Source organism: Streptomyces sp. NBC_01224 (assembly GCF_036002945.1).
Classification (GTDB): domain Bacteria; phylum Actinomycetota; class Actinomycetes; order Streptomycetales; family Streptomycetaceae; genus Streptomyces.
In genome coordinates this window covers 3,496,610-3,515,382 of record NZ_CP108529.1, presented here as the reverse complement: position 1 = coordinate 3,515,382, position 18,773 = coordinate 3,496,610, and the positions used below count along the sequence as shown (strand labels likewise).

The 18,773-nt window shown below is 71.0% G+C and carries 20 protein-coding genes and 1 pseudogene; 12 read left to right on the top strand and 9 right to left on the bottom strand.

Annotated elements, in window-relative coordinates; all coding sequences use genetic code 11:
* Nucleotides 1–88: 88 nt before the first annotated feature.
* Nucleotides 89–688 (bottom strand): TetR/AcrR family transcriptional regulator, encoded by a 600-nt coding sequence (locus OG609_RS15170; RefSeq protein ID WP_327278059.1) that lies wholly within the window; start codon nucleotides 686–688, stop codon nucleotides 89–91.
* A 128-nt stretch (nucleotides 689–816) separates the two neighbouring features.
* On the opposite strand from OG609_RS15170, the gene OG609_RS15165 reads away from it, so the two are divergent.
* Entirely contained in the window at nucleotides 817–951 is a 135-nt protein-coding gene (locus OG609_RS15165) for a hypothetical protein (protein ID WP_327273311.1), read from the top strand.
* Between the two features lie 120 nt (nucleotides 952–1,071).
* Nucleotides 1,072–1,200, top strand: coding sequence for a hypothetical protein (locus OG609_RS15160; RefSeq protein WP_327273310.1), 129 nt, complete (start codon nucleotides 1,072–1,074; stop codon nucleotides 1,198–1,200).
* A gap of 85 nt (nucleotides 1,201–1,285) precedes the next feature.
* Here OG609_RS15160 and OG609_RS15155 read toward each other — a convergent pair whose 3' ends face one another.
* Nucleotides 1,286–3,040, bottom strand: coding sequence for an acetyl/propionyl/methylcrotonyl-CoA carboxylase subunit alpha (locus OG609_RS15155; protein WP_327273309.1), 1,755 nt, complete (start codon nucleotides 3,038–3,040; stop codon nucleotides 1,286–1,288).
* A gap of 411 nt (nucleotides 3,041–3,451) precedes the next feature.
* On the opposite strand from OG609_RS15155, the gene OG609_RS15150 reads away from it, so the two are divergent.
* Nucleotides 3,452–3,901, top strand: a complete 450-nt coding sequence (locus OG609_RS15150; RefSeq protein WP_327273308.1) for a hypothetical protein — start codon at nucleotides 3,452–3,454, stop codon at nucleotides 3,899–3,901.
* A 17-nt stretch (nucleotides 3,902–3,918) separates the two neighbouring features.
* Here OG609_RS15150 and OG609_RS15145 read toward each other — a convergent pair whose 3' ends face one another.
* The 4 genes from OG609_RS15145 to OG609_RS15130 all read right to left on the bottom strand — a co-directional run bounded on the left by OG609_RS15145 (nucleotide 3,919) and on the right by OG609_RS15130 (nucleotide 6,828).
* On the bottom strand, nucleotides 3,919–4,530 hold the full coding sequence (locus OG609_RS15145; protein ID WP_327273307.1) for a nucleoside triphosphate pyrophosphatase: 612 nt from the start codon (nucleotides 4,528–4,530) through the stop codon (nucleotides 3,919–3,921).
* Nucleotides 4,531–4,722: 192 nt separating this feature from the next.
* Entirely contained in the window at nucleotides 4,723–4,851 is a 129-nt protein-coding gene (gene mmpB / locus OG609_RS15140; protein WP_093900106.1) for a morphogenic membrane protein MmpB, read from the bottom strand.
* A gap of 160 nt (nucleotides 4,852–5,011) precedes the next feature.
* Nucleotides 5,012–5,221 (bottom strand): acyl-CoA carboxylase epsilon subunit, encoded by a 210-nt coding sequence (locus OG609_RS15135; protein WP_327273306.1) that lies wholly within the window; start codon nucleotides 5,219–5,221, stop codon nucleotides 5,012–5,014.
* A 14-nt stretch (nucleotides 5,222–5,235) separates the two neighbouring features.
* A complete protein-coding gene (locus OG609_RS15130; protein WP_327273305.1) occupies nucleotides 5,236–6,828 on the bottom strand; it encodes an acyl-CoA carboxylase subunit beta in 1,593 nt (530 codons plus the stop codon).
* 133 nt (nucleotides 6,829–6,961) lie between these two features.
* On the opposite strand from OG609_RS15130, the gene OG609_RS15125 reads away from it, so the two are divergent.
* The 5 genes from OG609_RS15125 to hutH all read left to right on the top strand — a co-directional run bounded on the left by OG609_RS15125 (nucleotide 6,962) and on the right by hutH (nucleotide 13,073).
* Nucleotides 6,962–7,831: a biotin--[acetyl-CoA-carboxylase] ligase gene (locus tag OG609_RS15125; protein ID WP_327273304.1), complete on the top strand. Its 870-nt coding sequence runs from the start codon at nucleotides 6,962–6,964 to the stop codon at nucleotides 7,829–7,831.
* Nucleotides 7,832–8,129: 298 nt separating this feature from the next.
* Nucleotides 8,130–9,302 (top strand): adenylate/guanylate cyclase domain-containing protein, encoded by a 1,173-nt coding sequence (locus OG609_RS15120; RefSeq protein WP_327273303.1) that lies wholly within the window; start codon nucleotides 8,130–8,132, stop codon nucleotides 9,300–9,302.
* A 75-nt stretch (nucleotides 9,303–9,377) separates the two neighbouring features.
* Entirely contained in the window at nucleotides 9,378–10,190 is an 813-nt protein-coding gene (locus tag OG609_RS15115) for an enoyl-CoA hydratase/isomerase family protein (protein ID WP_327273302.1), read from the top strand.
* An 84-nt stretch (nucleotides 10,191–10,274) separates the two neighbouring features.
* Nucleotides 10,275–11,444 (top strand): GGDEF domain-containing protein, encoded by a 1,170-nt coding sequence (locus OG609_RS15110; protein WP_327273301.1) that lies wholly within the window; start codon nucleotides 10,275–10,277, stop codon nucleotides 11,442–11,444.
* A 78-nt stretch (nucleotides 11,445–11,522) separates the two neighbouring features.
* Nucleotides 11,523–13,073, top strand: a complete 1,551-nt coding sequence (gene hutH, locus OG609_RS15105; RefSeq protein WP_327273300.1) for a histidine ammonia-lyase — start codon at nucleotides 11,523–11,525, stop codon at nucleotides 13,071–13,073.
* Between the two features lie 13 nt (nucleotides 13,074–13,086).
* Here the strand turns inward: hutH and OG609_RS15100 are convergent, their stop codons facing one another.
* A complete protein-coding gene (locus tag OG609_RS15100; protein ID WP_327273299.1) occupies nucleotides 13,087–13,374 on the bottom strand; it encodes a hypothetical protein in 288 nt (95 codons plus the stop codon).
* A gap of 153 nt (nucleotides 13,375–13,527) precedes the next feature.
* Here OG609_RS15100 and OG609_RS15095 point away from each other — a divergent pair, with 153 nt between their 5' ends.
* From OG609_RS15095 to OG609_RS15085, 3 genes and pseudogenes are all read left to right on the top strand, one after another.
* Nucleotides 13,528–13,896 carry a hypothetical protein gene (locus tag OG609_RS15095; protein WP_327278058.1) on the top strand — a complete coding sequence of 123 codons (369 nt, stop codon included), beginning with the start codon at nucleotides 13,528–13,530 and terminating at the stop codon, nucleotides 13,894–13,896.
* Nucleotides 13,897–14,133: 237 nt separating this feature from the next.
* On the top strand, nucleotides 14,134–15,393 hold the full coding sequence (locus OG609_RS15090; protein WP_327273298.1) for a L,D-transpeptidase: 1,260 nt from the start codon (nucleotides 14,134–14,136) through the stop codon (nucleotides 15,391–15,393).
* A 166-nt stretch (nucleotides 15,394–15,559) separates the two neighbouring features.
* Nucleotides 15,560–15,772, top strand: a pseudogene (locus OG609_RS15085) (ABC transporter permease); the annotation flags it as partial.
* Between the two features lie 106 nt (nucleotides 15,773–15,878).
* Here OG609_RS15085 and OG609_RS15080 read toward each other — a convergent pair.
* Complete coding sequence (locus tag OG609_RS15080) at nucleotides 15,879–16,337, bottom strand: RDD family protein (RefSeq protein ID WP_327278057.1); 459 nt, start codon at nucleotides 16,335–16,337, stop codon at nucleotides 15,879–15,881.
* A 260-nt stretch (nucleotides 16,338–16,597) separates the two neighbouring features.
* Between OG609_RS15080 and OG609_RS15075 the strand changes: the two genes are divergently transcribed.
* Nucleotides 16,598–17,110 (top strand): hypothetical protein, encoded by a 513-nt coding sequence (locus tag OG609_RS15075; RefSeq protein ID WP_327273297.1) that lies wholly within the window; start codon nucleotides 16,598–16,600, stop codon nucleotides 17,108–17,110.
* Nucleotides 17,111–17,125: 15 nt separating this feature from the next.
* On the opposite strand, the gene OG609_RS15070 is transcribed toward OG609_RS15075, so the two are convergent.
* The gene (locus OG609_RS15070; protein WP_327278056.1) at nucleotides 17,126–18,706 is read right to left on the bottom strand and encodes a hypothetical protein; all 1,581 of its coding nucleotides are present in this window, start codon (nucleotides 18,704–18,706) and stop codon (nucleotides 17,126–17,128) included.
* Between the last annotated feature and the right edge of the window lie 67 nt (nucleotides 18,707–18,773).

Below are 18,773 nucleotides of genomic sequence, written 5' to 3'. Positions count from 1 at the left end.
CGGGAAGGGGTGGCCAGGGGAGCAGGCCCCGCGCAGCGGACCCGCAGCGCCCACGGCCACCCGCGCCCGCCGCGCGCACCCACACCCCTCAACCCCCCTCCGCGTTCGGCCCTTTCAGCCCCTGCAAGGTCAGCATCAGCAGCCGCCCCGCCAACTCCGGATCATCCGGCGACTGCTCCGCAGCCAGCGCGATCGCGTTCGTCAGCTGCATCAGGTCGTCGATGGACACATCCGCCCGCACGGCCCCACTCGCCTGCGCCCGCGCCAGCAGCACCGCCCCCGCCTCGCGCAGCGGCACATTGCACTGCGAAAGTGCCGAAGTCTCGTCCCGTGACGTCGACATGAGCGCCTGGGCGAGCCCGCGGTACTCACCCGCATGAGTGATGATCGCGCCCAGCCACTCCACCAGGCCCCCGCACGGCTGCTCCGCCCCCGCGAGTTCGCGGGAACGGGTGATCAGGGAGGTGAGGGCCTCCTGGAAGACAGCGTTCATCAGCGCGTGCCGGTTCGGGAAGTGCCGGTACAGCGTGCCGATCCCCACGCCCGCACGTCGCGCGATGTCCTCCAGGGACGCATCGGTGCCGTGTTCCGCGAAGGCGGTACGGGCCTCACCCAGCAGCCGGTCGTAATTGCGGCGCGCGTCGGCACGCATGGGCCGGGCCGGCGTCTGTGCCGTGCTCATCGCCATTGCGCAGTCCTCCCTCGTTTCCGCCCCAGGGTCCAGGATGCCATTGCGCATCCAGAGGGCTCCTCCGTATCGTTTCGGAGATCACCTCCGATTAACGTCCCCTGGAGGCACTGCCGCTCGCACCGTCCATGCTCGCGCTGGTCACCACCACCTTCGCCGCCGGGCCCGAACGCGATCGCGTGCTCGGCCTGTTCACCGGCGTGGCCGCCGCGGGGTCGGCGATCGGGATGATCCTCGGCGGTGTACTCACCGACGTGGGCTGAGCGTCACCCCGGACCGGGCCGGTGCCGCGTCCGGACTGATGCAGACCATGCAGCAGGTCGGCGGCGCACTGGGTCCTTCCGCGCTGGTGACGGTGTACGGGGCCGCGGTCCGGGCGGCGGATGCCACGGCCGGACGGGATGGCCGAGGGCTACGCGACCGGGCTGCTCGCCGGGGCCGGCTTCCTGGCGCCGACCCTGATCCTGCTGCTCGCCACGAGGACGGCCGCCGCGCCGCCCGCCGGGGAGTGACGCACGCCGCCGAACGGCCGAACGGGGCCCCTGCGCAGCCGTACGACTCCGCAGGGGCCCCGGCAGAACGTCGGGTACCGCTCGATCAGTCCTTGATCTCGCAGATCACGGCGCCGGAGGAGACCGAGCTGCCGACCTCGGCGGCGAGTCCCTTGACGGTGCCGGCGCGGTGCGCGTTCAGCGGCTGCTCCATCTTCATGGCCTCCAGGACGACGATGAGATCGCCCTCGTTGACCTGCTGGCCCTCCTCGACGGCGATCTTGACGATGGTGCCCTGCATCGGGGACGCGAGGGTGTCGCCGGAGACCGCGGAGCCGCTCTTCTTCGCCGCGCGGCGCTTGGGCTTGGCGCCCGCCGCGAGCCCGGTACGGGCCAGGCTCATGCCCAGTGATGAGGGCAGCGAGACCTCGAGGCGCTTGCCGCCGACCTCGACGACGACGGTCTCGCGGCCGACCTCCTCCTCCGCTTCCGCATCGGCGGTGGCGGTGAAGGGCTTGATGTCGTTGACGAACTCGGTCTCGATCCAGCGGGTGTGGATCCGGAACGGGGCAGCGGTGAAGGCCGGGTCGGTGACGACCGCGCGGTGGAACGGAATGGCGGTGGCCATGCCCTCGACGTTGAACTCGGCCAGCGCGCGCGCCGCCCGCTGCAGCGCCTGCTCACGGGTCGCACCGGTCACGATGAGCTTCGCCAGGAGCGAGTCCCAGGCGGGGCCGATGACGGAACCGGACTCCACGCCCGCGTCGAGACGGACACCGGGGCCGGTCGGCGGGGCGAACGTGGTCACCGTGCCCGGGGCGGGCAGGAAGCCGCGGCCGGGGTCCTCGCCGTTGATCCGGAACTCGAACGAGTGCCCGCGCACGGCCGGGTCGTCGTAGCCGAGCTTCTCGCCGTCGGCGATGCGGAACATCTCGCGTACGAGGTCGAGGCCGGTGACCTCCTCAGTGACCGGGTGCTCGACCTGGAGGCGGGTGTTGACCTCCAGGAACGAGATGGTGCCGTCCGTGCCGACGAGGAACTCCACGGTGCCCGCACCGACGTAACCGGCCTCCTTGAGGATGGCCTTCGACGCCGCGTACAGCTCCGCGTTCTGCGCCTCGGAGAGGAACGGCGCGGGGGCCTCCTCGACCAGCTTCTGGTGGCGGCGCTGGAGCGAGCAGTCACGGGTGGAGACGACGACGACGTTGCCGTGGCTGTCGGCCAGGCACTGCGTCTCGACGTGGCGCGGCTTGTCGAGGTAGCGCTCCACGAAGCACTCCCCGCGGCCGAACGCCGCGACGGCCTCACGGACCGCGGAGTCGTACAGCTCCGGGATCTCCTCCAGCGTGCGCGCCACCTTCAGCCCGCGACCGCCACCACCGAAGGCGGCCTTGATCGCGATCGGCAGCCCGTGCTCCTTCGCGAACGCCACGACCTCGGCGGAGCCCTCGACCGGGTCCGGCGTACCGGCCACCAGCGGGGCACCGGCGCGCTGCGCGATGTGACGGGCGGCGACCTTGTCACCGAGGTCCCGGATCGCCTGCGGCGGCGGGCCGATCCAGGTCAGACCCGCGTCGATGACGGCCTGGGCGAATTCGGCGTTCTCCGACAGGAAGCCGTATCCCGGGTGGATCGCGTCCGCCCCGGAGTCCTTGGCAGCCTGGAGCACCTTGGCCATGTCCAGGTAGCTGGCGGCCGGGGTGTCACCGCCCAGAGCGAATGCCTCGTCGGCCGCACGTACATGCAGAGCGTCGCGGTCCGGGTCGGCGTAGACGGCCACGCTCCCGATTCCGGCATCCCGGCATGCCCGAGCAACACGGACAGCGATTTCGCCACGGTTGGCGATGAGCACCTTGCGCACGATGGCTCCCTCCTTGAAACAAGCTGAGTTTAGGGACTACCGACACGGCCCTACGACCCGTCCCCATTGGTGAGCTTGCCCACACGGAGTGTGATTCGAGGCTTGCTCAAGTCGCGAAATCCCTTGTGACACCACGGTACGCCGGGATTCATGACCGCACAGTAGCCACGAGGTGTGGCCCAGGTCTCTGTTGGTGCAAGCAGCCGCACACGGCGTTTCTTTGTCGAGTCCCCACTAACGGGCGAATGATTCTTTGCCCGACGTACCAGAGGCGCGACAAGAGGGGTGCGGGGAAAGTGCACGGGTGCACCTCGGAGGTACGGGTTGAGAGCGAAGGCCGTCCGGACCCTTGTCCCGAGCATTACCCATTAGTAGGGTCCGCGCTATCGCACGTACTGCAGGTAACAGGGGGTGAGCACCGTGGTGCGCAGACCGGTGGCGTTCGTGACCGCGATCGTGCTGTTCGTGGAGGCCGTGGGCATCGTGGTCATCAACGGCATCCTGGCGACGGTCGTCAAGAACCAGGACATGTCACTGGCCGGGCTGGAATCCGCAGCCATGTCCAACGGCACATGGGCTATGGGCGGCGCCTTCGGCCTGTATCTGCTGCTGTGCGGGCTGGTCCTCCTGCTGGCCGGCATCCGCGACCGGGCCCCGGGCCGTATCGCCCGTATCGCCCTCATCACCTGCGCCGTGGTGCACGGGGTGCTGGGTGCGCTGACGGTGGGACTGGTCGGCTGGGCCGCGTTCGCGTGTCTCATGGTGGTGCTCGGGCTGATCGTGCTGACGCTGTTGGCGTACGGCCCCGAGGCCGGCCGGTCGACGGACGACGCCGAACCCAGCGCTCCGGCCACGGCCTGACGCAGAACGGGTCCGGCTCAGACCCACAGCTCGGTCACGGAGATCCCCAGCTCGCCCAGCAGCCGGCGCAACAGCGGCAGCGAGAGCCCGATGACATTGCCGTGGTCGCCGTCGATGGAGTCGACGAACGGCGCCGAACGGCCGTCCAGCGTGAAGGCGCCCGCCACGTGGAGCGGCTCGCCCGAGGCCACGTAGGCGGCGATCTCGGCGTCTGTCGGTTCGCCGAAGCGGACGGTCGTGGAGGCGGTCGCCGAGGCCGTACGTCCGGTCGCGGTGTCGATCACGCTGTGGCCGGTCTGCAGTACACCGGCCCGGCCGCGCATGGACTTCCAGCGGGCGATGGCCTCCTCGCTGTCGGCCGGCTTGCCGAGCGCCTCGCCGTCGAGTTCGAGCACGGAGTCGCACCCGATGACCAGGGCACCCGCCGCCTCCGGCCGGCCGGCCACCGCGGCGGCCTTGGCCTCGGCGAGGACGAGCGCCAGCTCGGCCGGCGTCGGGGCGCTCAGCGCGTCCTCGTCCACCCCGCTGACGATCACCTCGGGCGCGAATCCGGCCTGCCGCAGAAGGCCGAGACGGGCGGGGGAGGCGGAGGCGAGCACGAGACGGCGCTGATCAGTCATACGCGCCATCGTAGAAGGGGCGAGCCGGCATCCGGCCCGCCCGGGTGGATTTCAGCCCGCCCGGCGTTCGAGGACCGGGGCCCGGGGCGGAGCCCCCCCACGCGGCGGAGCCGCCCATCGACGCAGCCGGGACGGGGCAGGCAGGGGAACAAGCCCCGCGCGGCGGCCACCCGACCCCGCACCCCACCCCCACCGCACCCCTCACCGCGTCCCGAGTACGAACATCGCGACCACCATCGCGAGCGCAAGCACCAGCCCCGCGCGCCGCATCATGTCCTGGGCGTCGCGCAGTTCCTTCGGCGGCTTGTTCTCCGGGTCGGACCACAGCATGGGACCGATCCTGCTGCGGGGGCGGATGCGGCGCCTGAGTACAGGTACTCAGGCGCTCTGGTGCGTACGGACCAGAGCGCGCCCGCCCGGACGCACCGGAGGTCCGGGCCCCAAAGGGGCCCGGACCTCCGAAAACGTGCGCGAAAAGGTACTCCAGCGACTACCCGGGCCAGTACGTCCGCGCCCAGGCCCGCGGCCCCGGCAGACGGCGCTCGCGCCGGGCGATACGCCCCGGGTCGGACCACTGGCCGGGCAGCGCCGGCGCGTCGGACGGCGCGCCGGACGCCGTAGCCGCGGCACGCGCCCGGACCACCGCCAGTGCGGCAGCCAGCTCCTCAGGGGTCGGGTTGCCCCGTACGACCTTGATCATGGCCAGGACCCTTTCTAGAGGGGGATGTTGCCGTGCTTCTTCGGGGGCAGCGATTCCCGCTTCGTACGCAGCTGGCGCAGGCCCTTCACGATGTGGGCGCGGGTGTCGGAGGGCATGATCACCGCGTCGACATAACCGCGCTCGGCCGCCACGTACGGGTTGAGCAGCGCGTCCTCGTAGTCGGCGATCAGCGCGGCGCGGGTGGCTTCTGCCTCGGCGGGGTCCGTGACGGCTGCGATGGTGCGGCGGTGCAGGATGTTCACGGCGCCCTGCGCGCCCATCACGGCGATCTGCGCGGTCGGCCAGGCGACGTTGATGTCGGCGCCGAGGTGCTTGGAACCCATGACGTCGTACGCGCCGCCGAAGGCCTTGCGGGTGATCACCGTGATCAGCGGGACGGTCGCTTCCGCGTAGGCGTAGATCAGCTTGGCGCCGCGGCGGATGATGCCGCCGTACTCCTGGTCGACGCCGGGCAGGAAGCCGGGGACGTCGACGAAGGTCAGGACGGGCACGTTGAAGGCGTCGCAGGTGCGGACGAACCGTGCGGCCTTCTCGCTCGCGTTGATGTCCAGACAGCCGGCGAACTGCATCGGCTGGTTGGCGACGATGCCGACCGGGTAGCCCTCGACACGCCCGAAGCCGGTGATGATGTTCGGCGCGAACAGGGACTGGGTCTCCAGGAATTCACCGTCGTCCAGCACGTGCTCGATGGCGGTGTGCATGTCGTACGGCTGGTTCGCCGAGTCCGGGATGAGGGTGTCGAGCTCGCGGTCCTCGTCGGTGGTGGCGAGACCCGCCTCCTCCGGGAAGGCCGGTGCTTCGGAGAGGTTGTTCGAAGGGAGATACGACAGCAGCGACTTGACGTACTCGATGGCGTCCTTCTCGTCGCCCGCCATGTGATGCGCCACACCCGAAGTGGTGTTGTGGGTGCGGGCTCCGCCCAGCTCCTCGAAGCCGACGTCCTCGCCGGTGACGGTCTTGATGACGTCGGGGCCGGTGATGAACATGTGCGAGGTCTGGTCGACCATGACGGTGAAGTCGGTGATCGCGGGGGAGTAGACCGCTCCGCCCGCGCACGGTCCGACGATCAGCGAGATCTGCGGGACCACGCCCGAGGCGTGCACATTGCGGCGGAAGATCTCGGCGAACAGGCCGAGCGCGGCCACACCCTCCTGGATGCGGGCGCCGCCGCCGTCGTTGATGCCGATGACCGGGCAGCCGGTCTTCAGCGCGAAGTCCATCACCTTGACGATCTTCTCACCGTAGACCTCGCCGAGCGAGCCGCCGAAGATGGTGAAGTCCTGCGAATACACGCAGACGGGGCGGCCGTCGACCGTGCCGTAGCCGGTGACGACGCCGTCTCCGTAGGGGCGGTTCTTCTCGATGCCGAAGTTGGTGGAGCGGTGCCGGGCGAATTCGTCGAGCTCCACGAAGGAACCCTCGTCGAGCAGCAGGTCGATCCGCTCGCGGGCGGTCAACTTGCCCTTCGCGTGCTGCTTCTCGACCGCGCGCTCGGAGCCCGCGTGCGTTGCTTCGTCGATACGGCGCTGCAGGTCCGCGATCTTGCCCGCGGTGGTGTGGATGTCGATCTCTTCCGGCTCGGACATCGGGTGGCGGCTCCCTGCCTGGTCACGGGGACGACTGTGCTGCTGATCAGGTGCTGAACACCTACTGATCCGTAGGGTATCGGCGTGGATACGGTTCAGCAGTGCGTCGTTTGCCACACCTAGTCTGGCTTGCATGACACCTTCGGATGCGTCTCACAGCCGCTGGTCGGATCTGGACCGACCGCCCCTGAACGTCCCCGCGCTGCGCCGTGGGCTGCTGCGGCCGGGCGGACTGTGGACCTCGCTCGACGTCGTGGAGACCACCGGGTCCACCAACTCCGATCTTGCCGGGCGAGCGGCGGCGGCGGGGCTTGCAGGCGGCGCCGTGCTGGTCGCCGAGGAACAGACCGCGGGCCGCGGCCGCCTCGACCGCGCATGGACGGCTCCGGCCCGTTCGGGCCTGTTTCTCTCCGTCTTCCTGACACCGGGCGATGTCCCCGTCCACCGGTGGGGCTGGCTGCCGCTGCTCACCGGCGTCGCGGCGGCGACCGGTCTGGCCCGTGCGGCGGGCGTCGACACGTCCCTCAAGTGGCCCAACGACCTCCTCGTGACGGTGGAGGGCGAGGAGCGCAAGACGGGCGGCATCCTGGCCGAGCGAGCCGGGGACGGCGTCGTCGTGGGCATCGGCCTCAACGTGTCCCTGCGCGCCGACGAACTCCCCGCCCCCACGGCCGGCTCGCTGGCGCTGGCCGGGGCGGTCTCCACCGACCGCGAGACGCTGCTGCGGGGCGTACTGCGCTCGCTGGAGCTCTGGTACGGCCGGTGGCGCGCGGCGGACGGCGACGCGGCGGCGAGCGGCCTGCAGGAGGCGTACGCGGCGGGCTGCGCGACGCTCGGCCGGACGGTACGTGCCCAGCTGCCCGGCGACCGCACGCTCACCGGCGAGGCCGTGGCGATCGACGGCGACGGCCGACTGATCCTGTCCACCGACGACGGCCTCCAGGAACCCGTATCGGCGGGCGACATCGTGCACCTGCGGGGCATCGGCGGCGGCCTGACGTGAGGCAGCGGCGGTCGCGCAAGGCCGCCTCCACCTCACCCGGACACGTACCAGTACGTGCGGGGCACCGCGGTGTGTCTACGCCTGCCCTCCGCCTCCGGCCTGCCTCGACACGTACCGGGGGCATGAATCCTTGCCCTCCTGGAAACCACCCACCGGCCGCAACCACCCGCCCCCGGCCCACCCAGGAACATTCCCGGAAGACTCAGCGACGTGAGCCACGGCACACCTGCCGTATCGTTGAGGCGATCCACCGACAGATCGGCAGGGCAGTGCGCAGGGAACGGGCAGGAGGCGGCTGGTGACCGTCGACGACACGACCTCCGGCGCGGGCGCGGAGCCCCCGCCGGACCCCTCGGTCCACCCGACACCGCATCACGAGGTCGACCATACGGCGGAACCGACCGACGATCCCCTCGCGATCCGGCTGGAACAGCTGATTCTGGGCGCCGACCGGCGCTACACGCCGTTCCAGGCGGCCCGTACCGCCGGCGTCTCGATGGACCTGGCCTCCCGGTTCTGGCGGGCCATGGGCTTCGCCGACATCGGGCAGGCCAGGGCGCTCACCGAGGCCGATGTGCTGGCGCTGCGCCGGCTCGCCGGTCTCGTCGAGGCGGGGCTGCTCAGCGAGCCGATGGCGATCCAGGTGGCCCGGTCCACCGGGCAGACCACTGCCCGGCTGGCGGAGTGGCAGATCGATTCCTTCCTGGAGGGTCTGACCGAGCCGCCCGAGCCCGGCATGACCCGGACCGAGGTCACGTACCCGCTGGTCGAGCTGCTCCTCCCGGAGCTGGAGGAGTTCCTGGTGTACGTGTGGCGGCGCCAGCTCGCCGCCGCCACCGGCCGGGTCGTGCAGGCCGCCGACGACGAGGAAATGGTCGACCGGCGCCTGGCCGTCGGCTTCGCCGACCTCGTCGGGTTCACCCGGCTGACCCGGCGGCTGGAGGAGGAGGAGCTCGGCGAACTGGTCGAGGCGTTCGAGACCACCTGCGCCGACCTGGTCGCCGCCCACGGCGGCCGGCTCATCAAGACCCTCGGCGACGAGGTCCTCTACGCCGCCGACGACGCACGCACCGCGGCCGAGATCGCGCTGCGCCTGATCGAGGCGATGACCCAGGACGAGACCATGCCCGCGCTGCGCGTCGGCATCGCTTTCGGTACGGTCACCACCCGAATGGGCGATGTCTTCGGCACGACGGTGAACCTCGCCAGTCGGCTGACCTCGATAGCGCCGAAGGACGCCGTGCTGGTGGACGGGGCGTTCGCGGAGGAGCTGACCCGCACCGGCGACGCTCCGTCCTCCGAGGCGCAGGCGGCGGAGGAAGCCGCGATGGCCGAGAAGGAGCGCCGGAACGGCGTGGAGCCGACGTCCGCGCCCAAGTACCGCTACGGGCTGCAGCCGATGTGGCAGCGCCCGGTGCGCGGCCTCGGCGTCGTGGAGCCCTGGCTGCTGGCGCGCCGGGGCACGTCCTGACATCACCCCGGACCGCTGTCCGGGGCGCCCCATAGGATCCCCCTGGTAACGATCGTTAACCGGAGGGGTGCAGTCATGACCGTCACGTCCGAGCAGCGGTTCGGGGAATTCGTCGTCGTGCGGGTCCACGAGGGACAGGAACACGTCGCGGAGCTGGTCCTCGACCGGCCCAAGGCGATGAACGCCGTGTCCACGGACATGGCCCGCTCGATCGCCGCCGCCTGCGCCGCGCTCGCCGCCGACCCGGGTGTACGGGTCACCGTCCTCACCTCCAGCCATGAGCGGGCCTTCTGTGTGGGCGCGGACCTGAAGGAGCGCAATTCCTTCACCGACGCCGAGCTGCTGCGCCAGCGCCCCACCGCCCGCGCCGCGTACACCGGCGTACTCGAACTGCCGATGCCGACGATCGCGGCCGTGCACGGTTTCGCGCTCGGCGGCGGATTCGAGCTGGCCCTGTCCTGCGATCTGATCGTCGCCGACCGCACGGCGGTGGTGGGCCTGCCCGAGGTGTCGGTCGGTGTCATTCCGGGCGGCGGGGGTACGCAGCTGCTGCCGCGGCGGATCGGTGCGGCGCGCGCCGCCGAGCTGGTCTTCACAGCCCGGCGGGTGGAGGCGGCCGAGGCCCGTGATGCGGGGCTGGTCGACGAGCTGGTGGAGGCGGGGCGGGACCGCGAGGCCGCGCTGGCGCTCGCGGGCCGGATCGCCGCCAACTCCCCGGTGGGGCTGCGTGCCGCCAAACGGGCGCTGCGGCTCGGGCACGGCCTCGATCTCCGGGCCGGACTCGAAGTCGAGGACGCCGCCTGGCGTTCGGTGGCCTTCTCCGGTGACCGGGCCGAGGGTGTGGCCGCGTTCAACGAGAAGAGGAAGCCGAACTGGCCCGGCGAGTGAGCCGCGTATTCACAGGGACACGCAGCGGACGTCGTCGACGTACCAAACTGATCAAATCACTACAAAACTACATAAGCTGTAGCGATGGGTGGTGATGATGCGCGGCTGCGGGCCGTGGTTTCGCTTGCGCAGACGATGGCGGCGGCACACACCCCCCGGGGGTCGTGGCGAGCGGCTGCGCTGGGGGCGTGCGAGGCGTTGGGGGGCAGTTTCGCCGCGCTCTCCGTCTGGGAGCGCGAGCGCGGGCGGCTGCGCGTGCTGGTCAACGCGGGCGAACGGGCCGAAGGGGAGGAGGAGTTTCCCGAGGAGGAGACGTACCCGGTGCATCAGTTCCCGGAGATCGCCGAGTTCCTGCACGAACGGTGGGCCGGGGGTGGTGAGCCGGACGCCTGGGTGGAGACCGCCGACGGCCCGGTGGGCGGCATACAGGGCGGGGGCGCGGGGGTGCGGGGGTACGGGCATGTGTACTGCCACGAGCGGGTGGCCGCCCTGCGCCGGCGCCGGCGCGGCTGTTGCGTGGTTGCGCCGATCGTGCTGCACGGGCGGGCCTGGGGTGAGCTCTATGTGGCCCGCCCGGCGGGGGAGCCGGTGTTCGGGCGGGGGGACGCGGACCTCGCGACCGTGCTGGCTGCCGTCGTCGCCGCCGGGATCGCCCAGACCGAGCGGCTGGAAGAGCTCCGCAAGCTCGCCTTCACCGATCAGCTCACCGGGCTGGCCAATCGCCGCGCGGTCGATGTGCGGCTCGACGAGGCGGTGGAGCGGCATCGGACGGACGGGGCGGTGGTCAGCCTGGTCGTCTGCGACCTCAACGGTCTGAAGCGGGTCAACGACACCCATGGCCACGCGGTCGGCGACCGTCTGCTGGAACGTTTCGGCTCGGTGCTGTCCCGCTGTGGCGCCATGCTGCCCGGTGCGCTCGCGGCCCGGCTCGGCGGCGATGAGTTCTGCCTGCTCGCGGTGGGCCCCGAGACGGACGACGTGATCCGGATGGCCGCCGAACTCTGCGAACGGGCAGGCGAGTTGGAGCTCGGCGACGGGGTGGCGTGCGGGATCGCGTCGACCGGTGATCCGATCGGCCCGGTGGTGTCGGCGCGGCGGCTGTTCCGGCTGGCGGACGCGGCCCAGTACCGGGCGAAGGCGGCCCGCTCCACGAAGCCGGTGGTGGCGGGGCGCGACGGCGAGGTGATCCGGCTGGCCGACTTGCCGCCGAAGTCCCCGCACGACCGCCGCCACCTGCGTGGCAGCCGGCCCTGACCGTGTGACCGGATCGGTAAGGGGTCAACCGTACGACCACTAGTGACATGAAGGGATTCAATCCGTACGCTTCTGAATATGGATATGCATACAGTCGTGGTGGGGACGTCCGGTACCACCGCCCAGGACGTCATCGCCGTGGCCCGCGGCAACGCTCGTGTCGAGCTCTCCGCGGCCGCCGTGAGCGCACTCGCCGCCGCCCGCGAGATCGTGGACGCGCTCGCCGCCAAGCCCGAGCCGGTCTACGGCGTCTCCACCGGCTTCGGGGCGCTGGCCAGCCGGCACATCAGCCAGGATCTTCGCGCACAGCTCCAGCGCAACATCGTCCGCTCGCACGCCGCCGGCATGGGCCCGCGGGTCGAGCGCGAGGTCGTGCGGGCGCTGATGTTCCTGCGCCTGAAGACGGTCTGCTCCGGCCACACCGGCGTCCGCCCCGAGGTCGCCCAGACCATGGCCGACGTACTGAACGCGGGCATCACCCCCGTTGTGCACGAGTACGGCTCGCTCGGCTGCTCCGGCGACCTGGCACCGCTCTCGCACTGCGCCCTGACACTGATGGGGGAGGGCGACGCGGAGGGCCCCGACGGCACCGTGCGCCCCGCCGGTGAGCTGCTCGCCGCCCATGGCATCACCCCGGTCGAGCTGCGTGAGAAGGAGGGCCTTGCCCTCCTCAACGGCACCGACGGCATGCTCGGCATGCTCGTCATGGCCCTGGCCGACCTGAAGAGCCTCTACACCTCCGCCGACATCACCGCCGCCCTCTCCCTGGAGGCGCTGCTCGGTACGGACAAGGTCCTCGCCCCGGAACTGCACGCCATCCGCCCGCATCCGGGCCAGGGCGTCAGCGCCGACAACATGCTGAGGGTGCTCGCCGGTTCCGGCCTCACCGGTCACCATCAGGACGACGCGCCGCGCGTGCAGGACGCCTACTCCGTGCGCTGCGCGCCCCAGGTCAACGGCGCCGGACGCGACACCCTCGACTACGCCGGGATCGTCGCGGACCGCGAGCTGGCCTCCGCCGTGGACAACCCCGTGGTGCTGCCCGACGGCCGGGTCGAGTCCAACGGGAACTTCCACGGCGCCCCCGTCGCGTACGTACTCGACTTCCTGGCGATCGTCGCGGCCGACCTCGGTTCGATCACCGAGCGCCGCACCGACCGGCTGCTGGACAAGAACCGTTCGCACGGGCTGCCGCCGTTCCTCGCCGACGACGCCGGTGTGGACTCGGGCCTGATGATCGCCCAGTACACCCAGGCCGCCCTGGTCAGCGAGATGAAGCGGCTCGCCGTCCCCGCGTCGGCCGACTCGATCCCGTCCTCCGCGATGCAGGAGGACCACGTCTCCATGGGCTGGTCGGCCGCGCGCAAGCTGCGTACCGCCGTCGACAACCTCGCCCGGATCGTCGCCGTCGAGCTGTATGCGGCGACCCGCGCCATCGAACTGCGCGCCGCCCAGGGCCTCACCCCCGCGCCCGCCTCGCAGGCCGCCATCGAGGCGCTGCGCGCGGCAGGTGTCGAGGGCCCGGGACCGGACCGCTTCCTGTCGCCGGACCTGGCCGCGGCGGACGCGTTCGTACGTGCCGGGAAGCTGGTCGCGGCGGTCGAGCCGGTGACCGGACCTCTGGCGTAGGTCCGGCAGGGGGTCAGACGGACAGGGCGTCGGCGCGGCGTACCGAGTAGGTGACGAACGCTGCGCCGATGCCCAGGAACGCCGTGCCGCCGATCAGATACGGGGTGGTGTCGACCCCGGCCCCGGTGTCGGCGAGCCTCGGGCCGGCCGCAGTGTCCACGACGGCGGTGACCTGTCGGCTCCGTGCACCCGGTGTGCCGGTCGACTCGTCCGTCGCGTTGGCGGACGGTACGAACCACAGGGCGGCCAGCAACGTGCCCGCAGCGGTGGCGGTCAGGAGCGGGCGGCGAGCAGCGGCCACGGAATCGATCCCCCTTGTCACAGCCGTGAGTTAGGCCTGTACGCCGATGCTAGTGAAAGCAGCGGGTCGCAGGAAAGTCGCGAGGGCGGGGAGCTTACGCTCCGGCACATGAGTACTTCTGAGACATCACGGTTTGTTCGACTTCAGGTCGAAATGGTGCTGGAGATCACGGACCCCGCCGCCCTCAGCGGTACCGCACTGGAGTCCATCGCCGCCGAGTACGGGGAGCCCGGCGGCGAGTCCGCCGAGGAACGCATGCAGGCCGAGGCGGCCGTACGGGAGGACGGAGCGGAGGCCCTCGCCTCCCTCATCGATCCGTTCGACCTGGTCAGCGAGGTGCCGGGGGTCGAGCTCACCCAGGCGTCCTGGAGCAGTGAGACCGTCGACTACGACCCGGACGCCCCGGACGACTGGGACCTCGACGACGAGGACGAGGAGGGGGTCGCCGGCGACGTCCCGCACAATGGTGAGGACGACGGCGAGCACAGCGGCGCGAGCGGCGGTGCGGAGCGGCGGATCTAGCAGGCGGTGAGCCACGGCCCCGGCCCGCTTTCCGCGGACCGGGGCCGTCGTGCGTACCGGCCGTATATACGCGACCGGCACCGGGAACCACCGCCGACGCGGATGCGTCGATGAGTGTTGTTCCCCACATCCCTCTTGGATGTGGAACGGAAGACCCCTTCCATGGGTTCTAGGAACATTGACGGGTTTCGCCGGTCGTCGGCGGCTCTGCTCGGGGTTTTTGGGGATTAGGCAACGATGGAGAAACGTGTGATGACGGACAGCAAGCGGCGCAAGGGCCTGATGGCCGCGTCCGCACTGCTCGGTGGCGTTCTGGTGCTCACTGCCTGCAACGACAACGGCGCGAGCGCCGAGGGCTCGAAGAAGTCGCAGGCGGCCGAGGTCGACAAGGCGGCCGCCCAGGACGCGTCGGAGGCGCAGATCACCATCGCGCCGAAGAACGGTGCGACCAACGCGAGCATCAACAACGACGCCAAGGTCACCGTCACCAAGGGCACGCTGTCCCAGGTCGCCATGACCACGTCGGCCGGTGCGACCGTCAAGGGCACGCTCGCCGCCGACGGCAAGAGCTGGAAGCCGGACGTCCAGCTGGAGCGCTCGACCACGTACAAGATCAGTGCGGCGGCCAAGGACTCCAAGGGCCGCGAGGCGCACGAGAACTCCTCGTTCACCACCGTGTCGCCCGCCAACAGTTTCATAGGCAACTTCACGCCCGAGGACGGCTCCACGGTCGGCGTCGGCATGCCGGTCTCGATCAACTTCAACAAGCCGATCACGGACAAGAAGGCCGTGCAGGACGGAATCACCGTGACGTCCAGCAGCGGTCAGCAAGTCGTCGGCCACTGGTTCAACTCGCAGCGTCTCGACCTGCGCCCCGAGCAGTACTGGCAGGGCGGCTCCACCGTCACGCTGAAGCTCGCGCTGGACGGCGTCGAGGGCGCGGACGGCGTCTTCGGTGTGCAGCAGAAGACGGTCACCTTCAAGGTCGGCCGCAACCAGGTCTCGACGGTCGACGCCAACACGAAGATGATGACCGTCACCCAGAACGGCAAGACGATCAAGACCATCCCGATCTCTTCCGGCTCCTCCGCCAACCCCACGTACAACGGGCAGATGGTGATCTCCGAGAAGTTCAAGGAGACCCGGATGAACGGCGCGACGGTCGGCTTCACCGACTCCGACGGCAAGGGCGAGTACGACATCAAGGACGTGCCGCACGCCATGCGGCTGTCCACCTCGGGCACCTTCATCCACGGCAACTACTGGGGCGCGCGGTCGATCTTCGGCAGCGCCAACACCAGCCACGGCTGTGTCGGCCTCGCCGACGTGAAGGGTGCGAGCGACGCCAACCAGCCCGCCGCCTGGTTCTACAACAACTCCCTCGTCGGCGACGTGGTCATCGTCAAGAACTCCCCGGACAGGACCATCACCCCCGACAACGGCCTCAACGGCTGGAACATGAGCTGGGCCCAGTGGACGGCGGGCTCCCAGGCCTGACCCGCACGCACCTCCCCTCCCGCAGTACCGAACCCCCGTACGCAGGCGGCGGCACCCGGATCCCCTCGGATCCGCGGCGCCGCCGCCTGTGGCGTTCGCAGCGGTTCTCATCCGCCTCTCGTCGTGGACTTAACTCACCATCACGCCCCGTCCCTAGCCTCACGCCATGTTCTTCACCTACCTCCGGCGCGAGCTGCGCCGCCGCAGAAAGGCGGCGCTGGTCGTCGCCTCGGGACTGGCCCTGGGCATCGCGCTGGTCATCATCGTCAGCTCGGTCTCCTCCGGAATGAGCAAGGCCCAGGACAAGGTCCTGGAATCGCTGTACGGCCTCGGTACGGACATGACCGTCACCAAGGCCGCCGCCGCACCCGGTTCCGGAAAGGGCTTCGTGTGGGGCGCCGATCGGTCGGGTGGGCGTCCTGCCGTCGATCGGCGGGCGGGTCCGTCCGGCCTCGGCCGTGGTCCGGTCCGCCTCCCGGTGGTGGTCAGGTGCGGCCCCAGCGGTGTTCGGCCGCGGCGCTCCGGTGGGCCGCGAGGTCGCTGTGGCGGACCTGGCGCAGACCCACCGGATCGTCGTGCCCGCTGCTCCAGAAGGCACTGAGGGGGAGGACGCCGGGGCCCGCCAGGAACGAACTCATCGCGTACCAGGGCTGCAACGGCAGCCGGCACAGCCCGTACAGCCAGCGCCGCACCAGCCTGCAGGGCCCCGGCCGCCCGGCGTCGGGCAGTCTGATCACCCGTATCCCCATGATCAGCTTGCCCGCGCCGCCCCCGGCGATCGCGGTGAGGACCACCTGGTTGAGGAACGAGAACGCGAGCGTCGGGCCGAGCAGCAGACCGACGGTCTCGGGGACGCGGGCCGTGTCCACATACGGCCGGGCCAGTAAGCCGCCGGTGACCAGGCAGAGGTAGCAGTCGAGGCCGACGGCGAGATAGCGGCGCATGTCGCCCACACGCGGTGGGATTCGGGGCGCGGCGCGCTGCCCGGGGACGGGCGGGAGAGCCGGATGGGCGTACGGCCCGGCGGGTCTCGGGTGCCCCGGTCCGGGCGGTGTGCGGCCGGCCGGTAAGGCCGGCGCGGAACAGCTTCGGTTACGTCTGTGCCCCCGCGACGTGGTCATGACGGCATCATGTCCGATTGCCGGTCACCGTGTGCCCGGGACCGCTTTCCTGCTGCCCCGTACGCCGCATTAATCTCGCGGTCATGACCGCCGCCATAACTGCCATGATCACCGCAGTAGTCGGGGTGCTCGGCACCCTCTTCGCCCCGGTGTTCGCACAGCGCCTGACCGTGCGTCAGCGCGCCGAAGAGGCCCGACTGGTCGGTGAGCAGCGGAAGTTCGAGGAGCGGCGCGCTCAGTACACGGCCATGAACCGCGCCTCCCGGCAGTTCCACACACTCCTCAAGGACGCCCTGCACCGCATCCGCGACGGCGTCTACACCGAGCAGGAACGCACCCAGCTCGAAGAGGCCCGCCTCGACCACCGCGACCGCTACGCCGAGGCTCAGATGATCGTCCCCGAACGGATACTGCAGGCGTCCCGCGACCTCAACCGGGTCCTCGCCCTCGGTGACGCCGCCATCAAACGCCTCGACCGGGGCCTCGCCCGTGACGGCGAAAGCGTCGAACGGGCCCTGGAAGACCTGAGAGCGGCCGACCCCTGCCTCGACACGATGCGGGAACTGATGCGTCAGGACCTCGGCGTCACCGACTGAACCGCGACCTCGACGTCACCACTGACCGCCGAGCAGCGTCCGCCGGCAAGCCCCGGACGGCCACAGCCGGTAGCGCGAGTCCAGCCGGTACTCGCCGCCCCGCTCCACCGTGAGCCGCGTCCACTCACCGTCCTGCCGTACACACCCGCCGCCGTCGGCCCGCAGCCAGGGCGAGTATGCGATCCGTACCGTCACCGATCCGGCGGCGGGCATCCGTACCACCAGCGAGGCGTCGTCCCCGCGTACGACGGCGCCCGGCGCGGAGACCAGCGGGACGGCGCCCCGCACCCGGTAGATCCGCCACTCCGCGTCCTGCCACACCGGCTCCAGCCAGTCGGTCCCGCGCCGGACGATCTCCGCCTCCGCCTCGGCAGGGCCGTCCGGCCTGCCGCTGTGCAGCACCACGAGACCCACGCCCCACCGGTCCAGCCAGGCGCGGTACGCCGCCGGAGTCGGCTTTCCCCCGTAGAACAGCCGCCCGCGCTCCACGTCGAGCTGCCGGTTCCAGCCGCGCGCCATGTTCACATGCGGTGCGAGCACGGACGCCTCCCGGTGATTTCGGGCCGGTACGACCTCCACCCGGGTCCGTTCGGCACCGAGCCTGCGCAGCTCGGCGACCACACCGTCGGTGTGCGCCGCCCAGGCGGGCACGGCGGTGGAGACCCGCAGATCGTCATCGGTCTTGTCGACCAGCCAGCCGGTGTTGAACGCGAGCATCCCGACGAGCGCGACCGCCCGCACCCGCAGCAGCAGGCCGCCCCGCGCCCAACCGGCCAGGGTGGCCAGTGCCGCCGCGAGCAGCACGGGCGGGCCGGCCACCCCCACCAGCCGCTCCACATTCGTCCCGATGGGCGAGGGGATCAGGAAGGTCAGGACGACTCCGACCGCGTACACCACGCTCGCGAACCGGACCACCCGCCAACCGCCCTCGCGCGGCGCCGCGAGCCACAGGGCCGCGCAGGCGGCCAACGGCATCCACAACTTCCCCGGAGCCATCGGCTGTTCGCCCGTGAACGGAAACGACACCGTCGTCGCCACCACCACCGCGAACGGCGGTACGAGGAGCACGGCCGCCCGCCGCCACTGCCGGTCGAGCCCGTACGCCGCACCCGCCACCACCAGGAACAGCCCCGCCACCGGACTTGCCGCCGTCGCCAGCGCCGCGCATCCCGCGGCGACGCCCGCACGGTGGCGTACGTACAACAGCGCGGCCAGCCCGATCGCCACGCCCAGTGCGAACGTGGTACGCCCGGACGCGACATTGCACCAGAGCACCAACGACCCCAGCACCGAGACCGCGACCGGCCACCGCACCCCGGCCCGCACACAGAGCCGCCCCAGCGCCCACGACCCGCAGAGCCCGGCGGCGACGGTGACGGCCCGCACCCCGAACACCGCCATGAGCGGCGGCGTCAGCAGACTGTAGTTGGCGGTGTGCGCCCCTCCGTACCAGGAGAGGTTGTACGCGGACCAGGGATGCCGGGACGCGAACCCGGCCCAGGCGGACTGCGCCGCCAGATCACCGCCGCCGGTGGCCAGCACCAGCGCCCACACGAGGTACAACGGCACGACGACCAGCACCGCGAGACCCGGCACCCACCACCGCGCCGAGTCCGGATCCGTGACCGCTCGGCGCACACCGGCGCCGACCCGCTCGTCTCCC

Coding starts and splice junctions, on each gene's coding strand:
- OG609_RS15115 (WP_327273302.1), top strand. CDS start 9,378: ATGACCGTCACGTCCGAGCAGCGGTTCGGGGAATTCGTCGTCGTGCGG.
- OG609_RS15075 (WP_327273297.1), top strand. CDS start 16,598: ATGACCGCCGCCATAACTGCCATGATCACCGCAGTAGTCGGGGTGCTC.
- OG609_RS15145 (WP_327273307.1), bottom strand. CDS start 4,530: ATGGCGCGTATGACTGATCAGCGCCGTCTCGTGCTCGCCTCCGCCTCC.
- OG609_RS15135 (WP_327273306.1), bottom strand. CDS start 5,221: ATGATCAAGGTCGTACGGGGCAACCCGACCCCTGAGGAGCTGGCTGCC.
- OG609_RS15090 (WP_327273298.1), top strand. CDS start 14,134: ATGGAGAAACGTGTGATGACGGACAGCAAGCGGCGCAAGGGCCTGATG.
- OG609_RS15125 (WP_327273304.1), top strand. CDS start 6,962: ATGACACCTTCGGATGCGTCTCACAGCCGCTGGTCGGATCTGGACCGA.
- OG609_RS15130 (WP_327273305.1), bottom strand. CDS start 6,828: ATGTCCGAGCCGGAAGAGATCGACATCCACACCACCGCGGGCAAGATC.
- OG609_RS15165 (WP_327273311.1), top strand. CDS start 817: ATGCTCGCGCTGGTCACCACCACCTTCGCCGCCGGGCCCGAACGCGAT.
- hutH (WP_327273300.1), top strand. CDS start 11,523: ATGGATATGCATACAGTCGTGGTGGGGACGTCCGGTACCACCGCCCAG.
- OG609_RS15170 (WP_327278059.1), bottom strand. CDS start 688: ATGGCGATGAGCACGGCACAGACGCCGGCCCGGCCCATGCGTGCCGAC.
- OG609_RS15110 (WP_327273301.1), top strand. CDS start 10,275: ATGGGTGGTGATGATGCGCGGCTGCGGGCCGTGGTTTCGCTTGCGCAG.
- OG609_RS15095 (WP_327278058.1), top strand. CDS start 13,528: ATGGTGCTGGAGATCACGGACCCCGCCGCCCTCAGCGGTACCGCACTG.
- OG609_RS15080 (WP_327278057.1), bottom strand. CDS start 16,337: ATGCGCCGCTATCTCGCCGTCGGCCTCGACTGCTACCTCTGCCTGGTC.
- OG609_RS15160 (WP_327273310.1), top strand. CDS start 1,072: ATGCCACGGCCGGACGGGATGGCCGAGGGCTACGCGACCGGGCTGCTC.
- mmpB (WP_093900106.1), bottom strand. CDS start 4,851: ATGCTGTGGTCCGACCCGGAGAACAAGCCGCCGAAGGAACTGCGCGAC.